We start from the raw sequence: 15,122 nt of genomic DNA on the forward strand, positions 1-15,122 counted from the left end.
GTTATGGGTCCCGGCGTTCGCCGGGACGACATCGATGTTGTGGAGCGCTGCTGCGATCTCATTGGCATGATCGCGGCCGCGCATCACTAACCCCCCATTCACCATGACGCCGCGCCTGTCATTCGAACGGACGCCTCGTACTGCGTGAATCTACGGGGCCGCTGGCCGACCGGATAACGCCGCGTTCACCATCTGCCGAAAACCAGCATCGCGGCCGGCCGGCGCGTTCGGCCTCGCAACACCCCTTATACTTTTACTCCCTACTCATCGACACGGGGAACCCGCCAGGTGCGGTTCGAGTGCCCCGCGTAAGAGTAGAAGCGTATGAATACCGCACGCATTGTCGTTCTCGTCATCGCGCTGGGCGCCGGCGGTGTCGCTGCGTATCTGGCGAGCGGCTTCGACAACAAGCCCGCGCCCGTCCTGCCCGTCGCCGAGAAGCTGCCGACCGTCGAGGTCCTCGTCGCCAAGTCCGACATCGGGCTCGGCCAGGCCGTGAAGCCCGACGACCTGCAATGGCAGGCCTGGCCGGCAGCGACCGCGAGCAGCGCCTTCATCCGCCGCGACAGCAGGCCCGAGGCGCAGACCCAGATCGCCGGCTCGATCGCCCGCGTCCCGCTGATGCAGGGCGAGCCGATCCGCGAGCAGAAGCTGGTCAAGGCCGACGGCTCCGGCTTCATGGCCGCGATCCTGCCCGCCGGGATGCGCGCCGTTTCCACCGAGATTTCAGCGGAGACCGCCGCTGGCGGCTTCATCCTTCCGAATGACCGCGTCGACATCGTCCTGACCCGCCGTCTGAAGAACCCCGACGGCGCCAACAACAACGGTCCGACCGGCGGCAACGACCTCGTCCTGTCCGAGGTCATCCTGACCAATATCCGCGTACTCGCGATCGACCAGGCGCCGAAGGAGAAGGACGGCCAGAACGCCGTCGTCGGCAAGACCGTCACGCTCGAGCTCCGGCCCGACCAGGTCGCAGTGCTCGCAGCCGCGCGCCAGGGCGGCACGCTCCAGCTCGCGCTGCGGAGCATCGTCGATGCCAACGCAGTCGAGGGCACGCCTGAGGACCAGGGGATCAAGCGCGCGGGCGGCGTGAACGTGATCCGTTACGGGGTGCAGGCACGGCAATTGACGTCACAGAAGTGATGATGGGGATAGCATGAACTACGGGGATGATCGGATGGGCCTGCGCCTTCGGGGGAAGCGCACGCGCTCGTTCTGGACGGGGACGATGCTGATGCTGGGGCTGCTCGCGGCCCCCGACCTCGTCAGCGCGACGGATGCGCCGGTCGGCGACCAGGCGCCGATGCAGGCACCGGATCTCGGCGTGTCGTCGGTCGCGACCATCGCGTCGGCGAAGACGCGTTTTCTCTCGCTTGGCGTCGGCAAGTCCGTCGTCATCGACCTGCCGCGCGAGGTCAAGGACGTGCTGGTGGCCGATCCCAAGATCGCCAATGCAGTGATCCGCTCGGCCCAGCGCGCCTATATCATCGGCGGTCAGGTCGGCCAGACCAACGTCGTGTTCTTCACCGCCGACGGCCAGCAGGTCGCCTCCTATGACATCGCAGTGAAGCGCGACCTCAACGGCATGCGCGCGGCCCTGCGCCAGTCGCTGCCGGGCGTCCAGATCGAAGGCGTCGGCGACAGCGTGATGCTGACCGGATCGGTGTCGAGCCCGGTCGAGGCCCAGCAGGCCGGCGAGGTCGCCGCAAAGCTGGTCGGCGGCTCGGACAAGGTCGTCAACAGCATCGTCGTGCGCGGCCGCGACCAGGTGATGCTCAAGGTCGTCGTCGGCGAAGTACGCCGCGACATCGTCAAGCAGCTCGGCGTCGATCTCAGCGCCAGCCTGAACGCCGGCACCGCGGTGGTGAATTTCAACAATTCCAACCCGTTCTCGGTCTCGGGCGGACCGATCGTCGGCAGCAACGGGCTCGGCGTCGCCGGCCTCGCCAAGGGCGTCGCCACCGTCAGCGCCACCATGCGCGCGATGGAAAGCGCCGGCGTCATGCGCACGCTCGCCGAACCGAGCCTGACAGCGATCTCGGGCGAATCCGCCACCTTCATCGCCGGCGGCGAATTCCCGATTCCGGCAGGCTATTCCTGCGATCCGGTCACCCACGTCTGTACCACCCAGGTCACCTACAAGAAGTTCGGCATCTCGCTGAACTTCACCCCGGTCGTGCTCAGCGAAGGCCGCATCAGCCTTCGCGTGATGACCGAGGTCTCGGAGCTGTCGAATACGAACTCGATCACGTTGACGCAGGCGGTGTCGTCGACCTCGAGCAACTCGATCACCATCCCCTCGATCCAGACCCGCCGCGCCGAGACGACGCTGGAAATTCCCTCGGGCGGCTCGATGGCGATGGCCGGCCTGATCCAGCAGCAGACCAAGCAGGCGATCAACGGCCTGCCCGGCGTCGACCAGGTGCCGATCATCGGCGCGCTGTTCCGCAGCCAGGACTTCGTCAACAACGAGACCGAGCTGATGGTGATCGTGACGCCCTATGTGGTGCGCGCGGTCGCCCAGAAGGAATTGGCGCGGCCCGACGACGGCTTCGCGCCGGCCTCGGACGCGCAGACGGCGCTGCTCGGCCGCATGAACCGCCTCTATGGCATCGCGCGTCGGGTCGATCCGATCGCCGGCGCCCCCGGCGATTTCGGCTTCATCATCGACTGAGACGAACGGACGGCTGGGGAGCGGGACAGGATTCGGGGCAAGAGGGGATGAAGCGATGACGAAGACGACAGCCGATCGACGTCGCAATCTGGGCGTCGCGCTGGCACTGACGGGGCTCTCCGTCATGCTGGGCGCCTGCAATACCACCGGCGAGATCGTCACCCAGACGGTGCCGACCGACTATCGCCAGCGCCACCCGATCGCGGTGCAGGAAGGCAAGAAGTCGATCGTGATCTTCGTCGGCAAGGCGAGGGGCGGCCTGTCGGCCGCGCAGCATTCGGACGTCGCGGGCATCGCCCGGGACTGGGTGCGCGAAGGCACCGGCTCCGTCGTCGTCGACGTTCCCGTCGACAGCGCGAATTCGCGCGCGGCGGCTGCGACCTATCGGGAAATCCGTTCCGTCCTCGCATCCGGCGGCGTGCCGTCGCGTGCCATCGTCCAGCATCCCTATCGCCCCGAGGATCCCGGGCTGCTGCCCACCATCCGCCTGAGCTATTCGAAGATCGCCGCGGTCGCCGGCCCCTGCGGGCTGTGGCCGGAAGACCTCGGCCCCAACATCCTCGATCCCGGCTACAACGAGAACCGGCCCTACTTCAATCTGGGCTGCGCCAGCCAGCGCAATCTCGCCGCGATGATCGACAATCCGGCCGACCTCGAGCAGCCGCGATCCGAGACGCCCGCCTATACCGCGCGGCGCGACATCGCCTTTGATCGCTATCGCAAGGGCACTGCGATCTCGACTCCCAATTCCGAGGCCGACAGGGCCAAGCTCAGCGACACAGGCAAATGACCGGCATTCACGACGAAGAAGCGGACGATCCGCAGCACCCCGAGGAACACATTGCGCCGGTTCCGCGCATCTCGGTGCAGGCCTTTTGCGAAACCGAGAAGACGCTCGCCGCGGTGACCGCGGCCGGGCAGGACCGCCGGCTCGCCAAGGCCCACCTCACCGCCAAGGACGGTGGCCTTGCCGCGGCGATCGAAGTCTATGAATCGATGCCGACGCCGAACGTGATCGTGATCGAATCCGACGGTACGCGCGACATCCTCGAGGGACTCGACGACCTCGCCGGCGTCTGCGACCCCGGCACCCGCGTGGTCGTGATCGGCAATCCCAACGACACCGCGCCCTATCGCGAACTGGTGCGCCGCGGCGTCAACGATTACGTGGTGGGACCGGTCGAAACCCTCGACGTCGTCCGCTCCATCTGCAGCCTGTTCTCGGCCTCCGAGGCCATCATCACCGGCCGCGTCATCGCGGTGGTCGGCGCCAAGGGCGGCGTCGGCGCCTCCACCGTCGCGCACAATGTGGCCTGGACCATCGCCCGTGACCTCGCGCTCGATTCCGTCGTGATCGACCTCGACCTCGCCTTCGGCACCGCGGGCCTCGACTACAACCAGGACCCCGTGCAGGGCATCGCCAACGCGGTGCTGTCGCAGGACCGGCCGGACACGGCGCTGATGGAGCGCCTGCTCTCCAAATGCACCGAGCGCCTCAGCCTCCTCGCGGCGCCTGCCACCCTCGACCGCGTCTATGATTTTGGCGCCGAAGCTTTCGACGCCGTGTTCGACACGCTGCGCATGACCACGCCGTGCATCGTGCTCGACGTTCCCCACCAATGGTCCGGCTGGACGCGGCGCGCGCTGGTGAACGCAGACGACATCGTGATCGTGGCCGAGCCAGATCTGGCCAATTTGCGCAACACCAAGAACATGCTGAGCGTGCTGAAGGCGGCACGGCCGAACGACCGGCCGCCGCTGTACTGCCTCAACCAGGTCGGCATGCACAAGCGCGCGGAGATCGAGGTCAAGGCGTTCGCCAAGACGATGGAAAGCCAGCCGATCGCGGTGATCCCGTTCGATTCGAAACTGTTCTCCACCGCGGCCAATAACGGCCAGATGATCGCGGAGGTCTCCAAGAGCCACCGCACCACCGAGCTGTTCCAGAACATGGCGAACCGCCTCGCCGGGCGTGGCGAGGTGAAAAAGCCGAAGCGCTCGCTGCTCGGGCCGCTGCTCAAGAAGCTCAAGGGCAGATCAAGCCGCAACTCCGCGCCGCATCGCAAGGCGTCGTAAGCGTACATTAAAAGGGGCGGATTACTTGTCCGCCCGCTGCTGCTTCTTCGCCAGCAGCTGCCGCAGCGCCGCGACCTTGGCCGCGGCCTGGTCCGGCGGCAAATCCGCCTTCACGAGGATTTCGGCCTCGGCCTCGCGGCCCTGCAATCCCAGCACGAGCGCGAGATTGGCGCGGACCCGCGCATCATTCTGATTGCGCTGGTAAGCGCGGCCGAGCACCTGTTCGGCCTTCGGCAGATTGTTTTGCAGCATATAGGACAGGCCGAGATTGGACAGCACGGTCGGCTCGTCCGGCACGATCTTCAACGCCGCGGCATAATATTGCTGCGCCTCTTCGTTGCGGCCGAGCTGGTCGAGCGCGGCACCCTGCGCCGACAGGATGCGCCAGTCCGGATCCTCGGGCGTATGCGCGCGGCTGAGGACATCGAAGGCCTGCTGGAAACTGCCGCTGTCGGCGAGCGCGCGGCCATAGCCGGCGAGCAGCGCCTTGTTGCTGGGATGGGCGAGCACGGCCTGCTCCATGACCGCGACCGCCTGCGCGCGCTGGCCGCTCTCGCGCAGCGCCTTGCCGTAGGCGAGCGCAACGTTGGGATCACTGGGCTTGGCGCGATAGCGCTCGCGCAACGCGTCCATCTCTGGCTTGGCGTCGGCCTTGGCCGCCGTTTCCGATCTGACACCGAGCGCGCCGGTCACATCCTCGATGCCGGCGGTCTGGCAGCCGCCGAGCGCGAGCGCGAGAAAGGCGGGAAGCAGCAATCTCGCCCGGGGAGAGGCGAGGGACGAACGCTTGGACATACTCTGATCACTCGGCAACTGATCAGAGATGCTTACCGATTAACGCTAAAGTCCCGTTAAGGACGCGGCCTGTGAGATCTTAGTCGGTGAACTCGGCACCGAATTCGCAGCCGATGCGCCAGCGCAGGCGGCATTGGCGGGAATAGTCGGGTGCGAAGATGATGGTGAATTGCGGCGGCACTTCCAGGTATTCCGCCACCACTTTCACGCCGCCATCCGAGATATCGGTGATCGTGCAGTCCCGCGGCAGCGAGCCCGCGCCAAAATGGATCTTGGCGAGCCGGCTGCATACCCGACGTTCGCTTCTCCGGCGATTTGCAAGCATTTGAATTGTTCACCCGTTAGACCACGGCCCATCCCGCAACCTTAGGAGTAGCGGACATTCGTTGGAATGTGCTGAGGACAGAAGCTGGCATTCGAGACGTAGTGTCGGCGTGGCGTTTACGATTGGTTAGGGCTTGCTCCCCGTCCCAGATCGTTCCCGTATTGTTCTTGCGGAAACGGCCCGCCTCTGCTACCCCTAATTGTGCGAGAGGGGCAGGCTGGTTTGAGCATGGTTCAACGGGTTTCCACCGTCGCCTTTGAGGGGATCGAGGCCCGCGCGGTCGACGTGCAGGTGCAGGTTGCGCCCGGTCTGCCGGCCTTCGCGATCGTGGGCCTGCCGGACAAGGCGGTGTCGGAGGCGCGCGAGCGGGTGCGCTCGGCGCTGATCGCCTCGGGGCTGGCGCTGCCGGCGCGGCGGATCATCGTCAATCTGGCGCCGGCCGACCTCCCGAAGGAAGGCAGCCATTACGATTTGCCGATCGCGCTCGGCCTGATGGCGGCGATCGGCGCGATCCCGCCGGATGCGCTGACCGGTTTCACCGTGCTCGGCGAGCTCGGCCTCGACGGCTCGATCGCGCCCGTGGCCGGCGTTCTTCCCGCCGCGTTCGGCGCCAATATGCGCGAGGAAGGACTGATCTGCCCGGCCTCGTGCGGCTCCGAAGCGGCGTGGGCGAGCCCGGACATCCAGATCATCGCGGCAAGCTCGCTGATCCAGATCGCCAATCACTTCAAGGGCACGCAGGTGCTGTCGCGGCCGTCACCGAAGGTGCACGAACCCGCCGCCTCCACGCTCGACCTGCGCGACATCAAGGGTCAGGAAAGCGCCAAGCGCGCGCTGGAGATCGCCGCCTCTGGCGGGCATCATCTGCTCATGATCGGCGCGCCCGGCGCCGGCAAGTCGATGCTGGCGGCGCGCCTGCCCTCGATCCTGCCGCCGCTGTCACCGAGCGAACTGCTCGAGGTCTCGATGATCGCCTCCGTCGCCGGCGAGATCGACGGCGGCGCGCTGACGGCGCGGCGGCCGTTCCGCTCGCCGCATCATTCCGCCAGCATGGCCGCGCTCACCGGCGGCGGCATGCGCGCAAAACCCGGCGAGATCTCGCTGGCGCATCAGGGCGTGCTGTTCCTCGACGAGCTGCCCGAATTCGATCCGCGCGTGCTGGATTCGCTGCGGCAGCCGCTGGAGAACGGCGAGGTCGCGGTGTCGCGCGCCAACCATCGCGTCACCTATCCTGCCCGCTTCATGCTGGTCGCGGCGATGAATCCGTGCCGCTGCGGCAACGCGTTCGAGCCGGGCTATGCCTGCAAGCGCGGCCGCGTCGACCGCTGCACCGGCGACTACCAGGCGCGCATCTCCGGCCCGCTGATGGACCGCATCGACCTGCGCATCGAGGTGCCCGCCGTGACCGCGGCCGATCTGATCCTGCCACCGCCGGCGGAAGGCTCCGCCGAGGTCGCCGCCCGCGTGGCGGCGGCGCGCGACATCCAGCTCGCGCGTTATGCCGATGCCGGCCTGCCCAAGGTTCGCACAAATGTCGAGGCTCCTGCCTCCGTGCTGGAGGAGATCGCAAAGCCGGACGCGCAGGGCCAGAAGCTGCTGCGCGACGCCGCCGAGACCATGCGGCTGTCGGCGCGCGGCTATCACCGCGTGCTGCGGGTGGCGCGCACGTTGGCCGACCTCGATCGCGCCGACAAGATCGGCCGGCTGCATCTCGCCGAAGCCTTGTCCTACCGCGCACTCGCGGAGGATGTGCGGCAGCTGGCTTGATCATTCCGCGCATCAACCCGGCGGTAACCAGTTTCCTTTACGCTCTGCAAACCATAAGGCCCAATGAGTTCCCGGGGCCCCGGCGAGTAGAGTGTCATGTTGCGTTTCAAGATCCTGGCCTCGGTTGTTCCCTTGTTGGCGGCTGCGGTGTTCGCCCGCGCGGAGATCGGTTCGGTCTCGCATCCCTGCATCGCCCTCGGCGAAACCTCGGTCGAGCTCACCTCCCTGTTCTGGACCGCCGGCGTCCATGTCGCCTTCACCGAAGATCCCGCCCGGGCCACGGTGCGGGTTCAGATCACCGACGATGCCGATACCGCGGACTTCGCCGTGGTCGACGACGGTCTCGGTTCCGAGCCGGATTCCTGTCAGGCCAATGCCACGACGCGCCTGGTCTCGATTGCCGCTCAGCCCGTCGATGGCGGCCAGGTGATCTATCTCTCCACCGAAGGGCCGGCGGATTACCGCATCTATGTGCGCTCGAAGTCGTTCTCGCAGCGTGAGGCCGCGGCGCTGATCGTCGGCGCCCATGGCGGCCACCGCCCGCTCCCGCTCCAGGCCGCCTCGCTCTGAAGCGTTAACACCTCGTCAACCCTGTTTGGAGGCAGCGCCAAAGCCTCAAGCTGTTCGCAAGGTCGGCGCGACATCGTCGCAGACGGCGGGTGGCGGGATTTCGAAAAAGAGTCGGGGTCGGTGACGATGGGTCGGACGTTCCGGATCAAGGTGCGCATGCGCCGCTTCAGGCGACAGCATCCCCGCATCGCCTTCGCGATCCGCTCCTTCATGATCTTCTCGGCGACCTTCGGCGGCGCCTATGGTTTCGTGTCCGGCAGCCGGTCCGAAAACTCCGGCTACGATCCCCACACCTTTGCGATCGGCGCGAGCTTCCTGTTCGCGCTCGCCTGCCTCGGCCTTGCGACGCTGAGCATGCGCCTGCGTTTCGTGAACAGGCGGCTGCGTACGCTCGCCGCCCACAACGAGGCGCTGATCGACCGCAATTGGGAGCTGAAGGAGGCGGAAGAACGCGCCCGCAGCCTATTCGAGCAGCAGGGCGACCTCATCGTGCTGCGCGCTACCGATGGCCGCATCACTTTTGCCAACGAAGCCTATTGCGCGCTCGCCGGACAGGCGCGCAGCGCGCTGGTCGGCACGCGTTTCGATTTCGACGTGCTGGAGCAGGGCGACAGCGCCCGCGAGAGCAGCGGCACACGCATCCACGACCAGAAGATCGCAACCCCGCTCGGCGCGCGCTGGATCGCCTGGCGCGAAGGCTACGTCCGCCTCGATGCCGGACAGCCCGCCGAATTGCAGAGCGTGGGGCGCGACGTCACCGACCGCACCGAGACCGAACGCGCTCTGTCCGACGCGCGCGACCAGGCCGACGCCGCCAACCGTGCCAAATCGCGCTTCCTCGCGATGGCCTCGCACGAGATCCGCACGCCACTCAACGGCATCATCGGCATGGGCGGCCTCCTGCTCGACACCACGCTGACCCCGGAGCAGGCGACTTATGCCAAAGCGGTGAAAACCTCGGGCGAAGCCTTGATGGCGCTGATCGAGGAACTGCTCGACTACTCCAAGATCGAGGCCGGCAAGCTTGATCTCGAACAACGTCCCTTCGCGCTCTCGACCCTGGTCGAGGAGATCACCGAGCTGCTCGCGCCGCGCGCGCAGGCCAAGTCGCTGGAGATCGCCGCCTATGTCGACGAGCGCCTGCCGCTGGAGGTGGTCGGCGATGCCGCGCGGCTGCGCCAGGTGCTGCTCAATCTCGCCGGCAACGCCATCAAATTCACAGCTCACGGCGGCGTCGCACTGATCGTCGAACCCGGCATCTGGCCGAACGAGATCAGCTTCCTGGTCCGCGACACCGGCATCGGCATTGCGCCGGAGGCGCAGCAGCGCATCTTCCGCGAATTCGAGCAGGCCGACGAGCGCGTCGCCCGCACCTATGGCGGCACCGGGCTTGGCCTTGCCATCAGCGAGCGCATCGTCAAGCGCATGGGCGGCCGGATCACGCTCGCGAGCGAGCCGGGCCAAGGCTCGACCTTCGAGATCGCGGTGCCGCTTCCGCCGTCGCAAGCCAGCGCGGGACAGACGACCTTTCCAAGCCCCGACCTCACCGGCAAGTCGATGCTCCTCGTCGCCGACGGCATCGAGGCTTCGCTGATCGCGCGGCGCCTCGAGCGCTGGGGAGGCCAGACCTGCATGGTTGCGGACGCCGCGGTCGCCGAAGCGCTGCTGCCGGAACGCTCATGGCACGCGGTGCTAATCGATCGTGCGATCGGCTCTGCCGTAGCCGACCAGCTGGGCGAAATGGCCCGCGCGCATGCGCTGCAGCGCCTCGTGCTGCTGACCTCCAGCTCGCGCCACGAAAAGCTGTCGCCGGCCTTCACCGGCTTTCTGGTGAAGCCGCTGCGGGCGGCTTCGCTCGCCGCGCGCCTTGCGATGACGCCGGAGGTGGCCTCGCCCGATCTGGCGCCGGAACCACCGGCGGAGGCTGCCGGCGCGACACCGGCCAAAGGAGCGACCAAAGGCCTGTCGATCCTCGTCGCCGAGGACAACGAGATCAACGCGCTGTTGATGCGCTCGCTGCTGACGAAACTCGGCCATCGCGTCGTCATCGCCGTGCACGGCGAGGCCGCGCTGGAGTCCTGGCTCGCCGCTTCATCGGCCGGCACGCCCTATGATCTCGTGCTGATGGACATCCAGATGCCGCAGCTCGACGGCATCGAGGCGACGAAGCGCATCCGAACGCATGAGGCCGCGACCGGCGGCCATCACACGCCGATCCTCGCACTCACCGCCAATACGCTGGTGGAAGACCGCTATGCCTGCTTCGAGGCGGGCATGAACGGATTCCTGATCAAGCCGCTCGATCGCGACAAGCTGGACGAAGCGCTGGCAGGGCTTGCGGCGTCACGGCGGCTGGCAGTCTGATCCGAAAACCTCGCGGGAACTCATCCCATCAGGCAATCGATAATTGAAATCGACCGCGTTGCGCGTCACCATCCTCCGGGGGCATTGCAGGAGGGTTTCGCGCATGAACGTGCTTTGCCGCCTCATATTCATTGTCTTTCTCGCTGGATTTTCCCGACACGCCGCGGCCGATACGCCGGAGCTCATCGCCTCGCTCAAGCAAGGCGGCTACGTGCTGATCTTTCGGCACACCGCCACCGACGACAGCCAAAAGGACGTCTACCCCTTCAAGTTCGACGACATGAACGCCCAGCGTCAGCTCAGCGAAAAGGGCAGGGACATGGCGCGCCAGATCGGGGCGGCGATTAAGGACCTCGAGATCCCGATCGGCGACGTCTACACCAGCCGGCTCAACCGTGCGATCGAGGCCGGCAAGCTGATCTCCGGCCGCGAGGTCAAGCCGGTCGACGCGTTGACGGACAGCAGCAACGCCAGCGCATCGGGAATGGCAAACCCGACCGGCGCCAATGCAAAGGCCGGACAGGCCGTGCGCCAGCTCGTCGACGCGACGCCGAAAGCTGGTGCCAACAATTTCCTGGTCACCCACAAGACGAACATCGCCGATGCCTTCGGCAAGGAGGCCGGTGACGTCGGGGAAGGCGAGGCCTTCGTTTACAAGGCCGGCGGCTCCGGCCCGGCCACCTTTGCCGGGCGCATCAAGCCTGCAGAATGGAGCGCCAAAGCCGGCAAGTGAAGCGCCTGCATTCAGTCCTGATCGCTGGTGCGATGGAGGGGAAGGATTTCCCCGGCCGCTCGACGAGCCGGCTCACGTGGAGGGTATCCGGCCAATGTCTCGGCAATTGAGATTTGCCGAGACATTGCAGAAACGCCGTGGACAGAACGCCGTGGACAGATTGACCTTGTGCGACTTGCCCCCGCACGATCGTCTTGTGATACCCACGTCTTGCGAGTTCCGACTGAAAGGCTGGCGAACACGTGAGAACATCGGAAGACCGCTCATTTCTGGTATTGCTTGCCGCAATCACGCTAGCATTTGGCTGGGTGCTCTGGCCTTTCTCCGGAGCATTGCTGTGGGCCACGCTGCTGGCCATCATCTTCGCCCCGCTCTATCGACGCTTCCTGGAAACCCTGCCGGGAAAGCGCAACCTTGTCGCATTCTCCACCGTCGTCGTCGTGGTGGTGATCGTCTTGATCCCCGTCGCGATCGTCATCGCCTCGCTCATCGACCAGGGAGGGGAGCTGTATCAGCGCGTTCAGTCGGGGGAGATCAGTTTTGCTCATCCGCTTCAGCAACTGAAATCCGCGCTGCCCGACTGGGCCGCTCCCATGGCGGATCGCCTCGCCAGCATCGATTTTTCGGCCCTGAAAGAACGCCTGTCGGGTCTGCTCGTCCCGGCCGGCCAGCAGCTGGCCGGGCACGCGATCAACATCGGTCAGTTGACCCTCGAATTCGTCGCAAGCTTGCTCGTGATGTTGTACCTGCTGTTCTTTCTGCTGCGCGATGGTGACGAGCTGAACGCGCGCATCCGCGACGCCCTGCCGCTGCGCGCGAGCCACAGCGCCGAGATTTTGAATGCGTTCACCCTGGCGGTACGCGGGACGATCAAGGGAATCATCCTCGTTGCCCTGATTCAGGGCGCGCTTGGCGGGGTGATCTTCTGGCTGCTCGGACTGACCGCGCCGCTCCTGGCGGGCGCGCTGATGGCGCTGCTCTCGCTTCTGCCCGTGCTCGGCTCCGCGCTGGTATGGCTTCCAGCCGGGCTCTATCTGCTCGTGGCAGGCTCAGTCACGAAGGGAATCATCCTGCTCGCTTTCGGCACCTTCGTGATTGGCCTTGCGGACAACTTTCTCCGCCCGATCCTGGTAGGACAGTCGATCCGGATGCCAAGCTACATTGTGTTGCTCGCCACCCTGGGCGGCCTTGCGGCTTTCGGAGCAAACGGCTTCGTCATCGGCCCACTCGTCGCGGCCATGTTTCTGACGGCCTGGCAGGTCTACGTCCGCTCGAAAGAGCAACAGGAAGTCCGGAAATGACCTGCTACGCAGCGTAAGCTACGAAGCGCGGCGCTGAGAGCTTGTCAGGCGGCCCCGGAGTGCCCTTGAATATGGTGTCGGTCTTTGCTGCTCGCTTGCAATGTGGGCATACGAAGAGATGCGCGATCACCGGAACCGGCTCGTCTGCAAGCAGTTCCGAGCGGAACCACCTCATCTCGACATGGCAATCCGGACAGGTCGGTGCTTCGAGTTGTTCCGCAGCACTTCTGAGACGATCAACCATCGAGACCTCGCGTTTTCCAAGGTCATAGCCCAATACCTCTTGTCGGTCTGCAACAAAAGACACCGCTGCACGAACGCGCAGGACCCGGCGACCGCCGCGACTACAGACGCCTGAGCGCCACGTTCTCCACGGTGTGGTCGGCGCCCTTCTTCAGGATCAGCGTCGCGCGAGGGCGGGTCGGCAGGATATTGTCCTCGAGATTGGCGAGGTTGGTGCGCTCCCAGATCGCGATCGCGGTGGCAGTGGCTTCCTCGTCCGACAACAGCGCGTAGCGGTTGAAGTACGACTTTGGATTGGTGAATGCGGTGTCGCGCAGCGCCAGGAAGCGCTTGATGTACCATTGCCGCAGCGGGGCTTCGTCGGCGTCGATATAGACCGAGAAATCGAAGAAGTCGGAGACCACAGGCACCGCCTTGCCGTCGCGCGGCAGCTTGCCGGTCTGCAGCACGTTGACGCCCTCGACGATCAGGATGTCGGGCTGGTCGATCTCGGCCCACTGGTTCGGCACGATGTCGTAGGTCAGATGCGAATAGACCGGCGCACGCACATGGCGGCGGCCGGACTTGATATCGGAGAGGAAGCTGAGCAGCAGCGGCAGGTCGTAGCTTTCCGGAAAGCCTTTCTTCTGCATGATGCCCTGCCGGTCGAGCACGGCGTTCGGATAGAGGAATCCGTCGGTGGTGATGAGTTCGACCTTCGGGCGCGGCGACCAGCGCGCCAGCAGGGCCTGGAGCACGCGGGCCGTGGTGGATTTTCCGACCGCGACCGAGCCGGCGACGCCGATGATGTAGGGCACCTTGCGGTCGCGGATGTTGAGGAACTGGCGCTCCGCATAATACAGGCGCTGCATCGCATCGACATAGATCGAGAGCAGGCGCGACAACGGAAGATAAATATCCTCGACTTCCTTGAGATCGAGGCGATCGTGCAGCGAGCGCAGCCGGTCGAACTCGCCCGGCTCCAGCGTCATCGGCGTATCGTCGCGCAGACGCGCCCACTCCTCGCGCGAATAGATGCGGTACGGATTATATTGCTGCTCGGGTGCGCGGATATCCATGACGCGACCTTTCCGTTGCGGCTTATACTAGCCCTTACGCGACGCTTTCTCTTCCAACCCTGACATATTCGTGCGCTTGTCCAGCGCCGCTTCGACCTCTTCCAGCTTTACGCCGCGGGCCTTCAGCAAGACAAGGAAGTGATAGAGCAGGTCGGCACTCTCGGCGATCAGATGCGCGCGATCGTTTTCGACTGCTGCGATTACGGTTTCGACTGCTTCCTCACCGAACTTCTTGGCGCAATGCTCGGCGCCCTTGTCGAGGAGCTTGCGGGTATAGGACGCTTCGCCGCCGGCCGCCGCGCGGGCGTCGATGGTCTCGGCCAGATCGTGGATTGTGAAACGCGGCATCGGAATTACTCGGAAACACGCTTGGCAACGCACTTGGCCACGGAGGCCATTCCCCGCTACCTCATGTAGCACTTTTATGTACGGGAGTCGTCAGGCATCGAGGCGCATGGCCAGTCCGCGCCGGGCCATGTGCTCCTTGGCTTCGCGGATGGTGAATTCCCCGAAATGGAAGATCGAGGCGGCCAGCACGGCCGTGGCGTGGCCGTCGCGGATACCGTCAACGAGGTGGTCGAGATTGCCGACGCCGCCCGAGGCGATCACGGGCACGGCAACGCTATCGGCGATCGCCCGGGTCAGCGGGATGTCGAAGCCCTGCCTCGTGCCGTCGCGGTCCATCGAGGTGAGCAGGATTTCACCGGCGCCGAGCGAGACCACTTCCTGGGCATATTCGATCGCGTCAATGCCGGTCGAGTTGCGGCCGCCATGGGTGAAGATCTCCCAGCGGTCCCCGCCGGGGCGCTTGACGCGCTTGGCATCGATCGCGACCACCACGCACTGCTCGCCAAATTTTTCCGCCGCTTCCTTGACGAACTCGCGCCGCGACACCGCGGCGCTGTTGATCGAGACCTTGTCGGCGCCGGCGCGCAACAGCGTCTTGATGTCGTTGACCTCACGCACGCCGCCGCCGACGGTCACGGGCATGAAGCAGGCCTCCGCCGTGCGCCGGACCACGTCCAGCATGATGCCGCGATTCTCATGGGTCGCGGTGATATCGAGGAAGGTGAGCTCGTCTGCGCCGGCGGCATCGTAGGCGATCGCGGCTTCGACGGGATCGCCGGCATCTCTGAGATCAACGAAGTTGACGCCCTTGACGACCCGTCCGTCCTTGACGTCGAGGCAGGGGATCACGCGCACCTTGAACATG

Annotated in this window: 14 protein-coding genes; 9 read left to right on the plus strand and 5 right to left on the minus strand. The window is 65.7% G+C overall.

What is annotated here, in order from left to right:
- Positions 1 to 324: 324 nt before the first annotated feature.
- From cpaB to RAD10_RS04335, 4 genes are read left to right on the plus strand one after another with little or no spacing between them, the layout of a single operon-like run.
- Positions 325 to 1,146 (plus strand): Flp pilus assembly protein CpaB, encoded by an 822-nt coding sequence (gene cpaB / locus RAD10_RS04320; protein WP_461616448.1) that lies wholly within the window; start codon positions 325 to 327, stop codon positions 1,144 to 1,146.
- Between the two features lie 13 nt (positions 1,147 to 1,159).
- Entirely contained in the window at positions 1,160 to 2,677 is a 1,518-nt protein-coding gene (locus tag RAD10_RS04325) for a type II and III secretion system protein family protein (protein WP_091965312.1), read from the plus strand.
- A gap of 55 nt (positions 2,678 to 2,732) precedes the next feature.
- Complete coding sequence (locus RAD10_RS04330; protein WP_461616449.1) at positions 2,733 to 3,467, plus strand: CpaD family pilus assembly protein; 735 nt, start codon at positions 2,733 to 2,735, stop codon at positions 3,465 to 3,467.
- Positions 3,464 to 4,753, plus strand: a complete 1,290-nt coding sequence (locus RAD10_RS04335) for an AAA family ATPase (protein WP_461616450.1) — start codon at positions 3,464 to 3,466, stop codon at positions 4,751 to 4,753. Before RAD10_RS04330 ends, RAD10_RS04335 begins: the two co-directional genes overlap by 4 nt.
- Before the next feature lie 21 nt (positions 4,754 to 4,774).
- On the opposite strand, the gene RAD10_RS04340 is transcribed toward RAD10_RS04335, so the two are convergent.
- Both RAD10_RS04340 and RAD10_RS04345 read right to left on the minus strand, forming a co-directional pair.
- Positions 4,775 to 5,548: a tetratricopeptide repeat protein gene (locus RAD10_RS04340; RefSeq protein ID WP_461616451.1), complete on the minus strand. Its 774-nt coding sequence runs from the start codon at positions 5,546 to 5,548 to the stop codon at positions 4,775 to 4,777.
- Positions 5,549 to 5,627: 79 nt separating this feature from the next.
- Positions 5,628 to 5,873 carry a PilZ domain-containing protein gene (locus RAD10_RS04345; RefSeq protein WP_461616452.1) on the minus strand — a complete coding sequence of 82 codons (246 nt, stop codon included), beginning with the start codon at positions 5,871 to 5,873 and terminating at the stop codon, positions 5,628 to 5,630.
- Positions 5,874 to 6,101: 228 nt separating this feature from the next.
- Here RAD10_RS04345 and RAD10_RS04350 point away from each other — a divergent pair, with 228 nt between their 5' ends.
- The 5 genes from RAD10_RS04350 to RAD10_RS04370 all read left to right on the plus strand — a co-directional run bounded on the left by RAD10_RS04350 (position 6,102) and on the right by RAD10_RS04370 (position 12,608).
- Positions 6,102 to 7,640, plus strand: a complete 1,539-nt coding sequence (locus RAD10_RS04350; protein ID WP_461616453.1) for a YifB family Mg chelatase-like AAA ATPase — start codon at positions 6,102 to 6,104, stop codon at positions 7,638 to 7,640.
- A gap of 96 nt (positions 7,641 to 7,736) precedes the next feature.
- A complete protein-coding gene (locus tag RAD10_RS04355) occupies positions 7,737 to 8,210 on the plus strand; it encodes a hypothetical protein (protein WP_461616454.1) in 474 nt (157 codons plus the stop codon).
- A gap of 126 nt (positions 8,211 to 8,336) precedes the next feature.
- Positions 8,337 to 10,574: an ATP-binding protein gene (locus RAD10_RS04360; protein WP_461616584.1), complete on the plus strand. Its 2,238-nt coding sequence runs from the start codon at positions 8,337 to 8,339 to the stop codon at positions 10,572 to 10,574.
- A 103-nt stretch (positions 10,575 to 10,677) separates the two neighbouring features.
- Positions 10,678 to 11,307, plus strand: a complete 630-nt coding sequence (locus tag RAD10_RS04365) for a histidine phosphatase family protein (RefSeq protein WP_461616455.1) — start codon at positions 10,678 to 10,680, stop codon at positions 11,305 to 11,307.
- A gap of 242 nt (positions 11,308 to 11,549) precedes the next feature.
- On the plus strand, positions 11,550 to 12,608 hold the full coding sequence (locus tag RAD10_RS04370) for an AI-2E family transporter (protein ID WP_461616456.1): 1,059 nt from the start codon (positions 11,550 to 11,552) through the stop codon (positions 12,606 to 12,608).
- Positions 12,609 to 12,952: 344 nt separating this feature from the next.
- Here the strand turns inward: RAD10_RS04370 and coaA are convergent, their stop codons facing one another.
- From coaA to hisF, 3 genes are all read right to left on the minus strand, one after another.
- The gene (coaA, locus tag RAD10_RS04375) at positions 12,953 to 13,909 is read right to left on the minus strand and encodes a type I pantothenate kinase (protein ID WP_028139389.1); all 957 of its coding nucleotides are present in this window, start codon (positions 13,907 to 13,909) and stop codon (positions 12,953 to 12,955) included.
- 27 nt (positions 13,910 to 13,936) lie between these two features.
- Positions 13,937 to 14,257, minus strand: coding sequence for a phosphoribosyl-ATP diphosphatase (locus tag RAD10_RS04380; RefSeq protein ID WP_018323522.1), 321 nt, complete (start codon positions 14,255 to 14,257; stop codon positions 13,937 to 13,939).
- A 90-nt stretch (positions 14,258 to 14,347) separates the two neighbouring features.
- Positions 14,348 to 15,121: an imidazole glycerol phosphate synthase subunit HisF gene (gene hisF / locus RAD10_RS04385; protein ID WP_018323523.1), complete on the minus strand. Its 774-nt coding sequence runs from the start codon at positions 15,119 to 15,121 to the stop codon at positions 14,348 to 14,350.
- Position 15,122 lies beyond the last annotated feature (1 nt).

It is taken from the genome of Bradyrhizobium sp. 23AC, from assembly GCF_054863025.1.

Excerpts from the sequence above, each read along its gene's own strand:
- cpaB (WP_461616448.1), top strand. The coding sequence starts at position 325 with ATGAATACCGCACGCATTGTCGTTCTCGTCATCGCGCTGGGCGCCGGC.
- RAD10_RS04325 (WP_091965312.1), top strand. The coding sequence starts at position 1,160 with ATGAACTACGGGGATGATCGGATGGGCCTGCGCCTTCGGGGGAAGCGC.
- RAD10_RS04330 (WP_461616449.1), top strand. The coding sequence starts at position 2,733 with ATGACGAAGACGACAGCCGATCGACGTCGCAATCTGGGCGTCGCGCTG.
- RAD10_RS04335 (WP_461616450.1), top strand. The coding sequence starts at position 3,464 with ATGACCGGCATTCACGACGAAGAAGCGGACGATCCGCAGCACCCCGAG.
- RAD10_RS04340 (WP_461616451.1), bottom strand. The coding sequence starts at position 5,548 with ATGTCCAAGCGTTCGTCCCTCGCCTCTCCCCGGGCGAGATTGCTGCTT.
- RAD10_RS04345 (WP_461616452.1), bottom strand. The coding sequence starts at position 5,873 with ATGCTTGCAAATCGCCGGAGAAGCGAACGTCGGGTATGCAGCCGGCTC.
- RAD10_RS04350 (WP_461616453.1), top strand. The coding sequence starts at position 6,102 with ATGGTTCAACGGGTTTCCACCGTCGCCTTTGAGGGGATCGAGGCCCGC.
- RAD10_RS04355 (WP_461616454.1), top strand. The coding sequence starts at position 7,737 with ATGTTGCGTTTCAAGATCCTGGCCTCGGTTGTTCCCTTGTTGGCGGCT.
- RAD10_RS04360 (WP_461616584.1), top strand. The coding sequence starts at position 8,337 with ATGGGTCGGACGTTCCGGATCAAGGTGCGCATGCGCCGCTTCAGGCGA.
- RAD10_RS04365 (WP_461616455.1), top strand. The coding sequence starts at position 10,678 with ATGAACGTGCTTTGCCGCCTCATATTCATTGTCTTTCTCGCTGGATTT.
- coaA (WP_028139389.1), bottom strand. The coding sequence starts at position 13,909 with ATGGATATCCGCGCACCCGAGCAGCAATATAATCCGTACCGCATCTAT.
- RAD10_RS04380 (WP_018323522.1), bottom strand. The coding sequence starts at position 14,257 with ATGCCGCGTTTCACAATCCACGATCTGGCCGAGACCATCGACGCCCGC.
- hisF (WP_018323523.1), bottom strand. The coding sequence starts at position 15,121 with ATGTTCAAGGTGCGCGTGATCCCCTGCCTCGACGTCAAGGACGGACGG.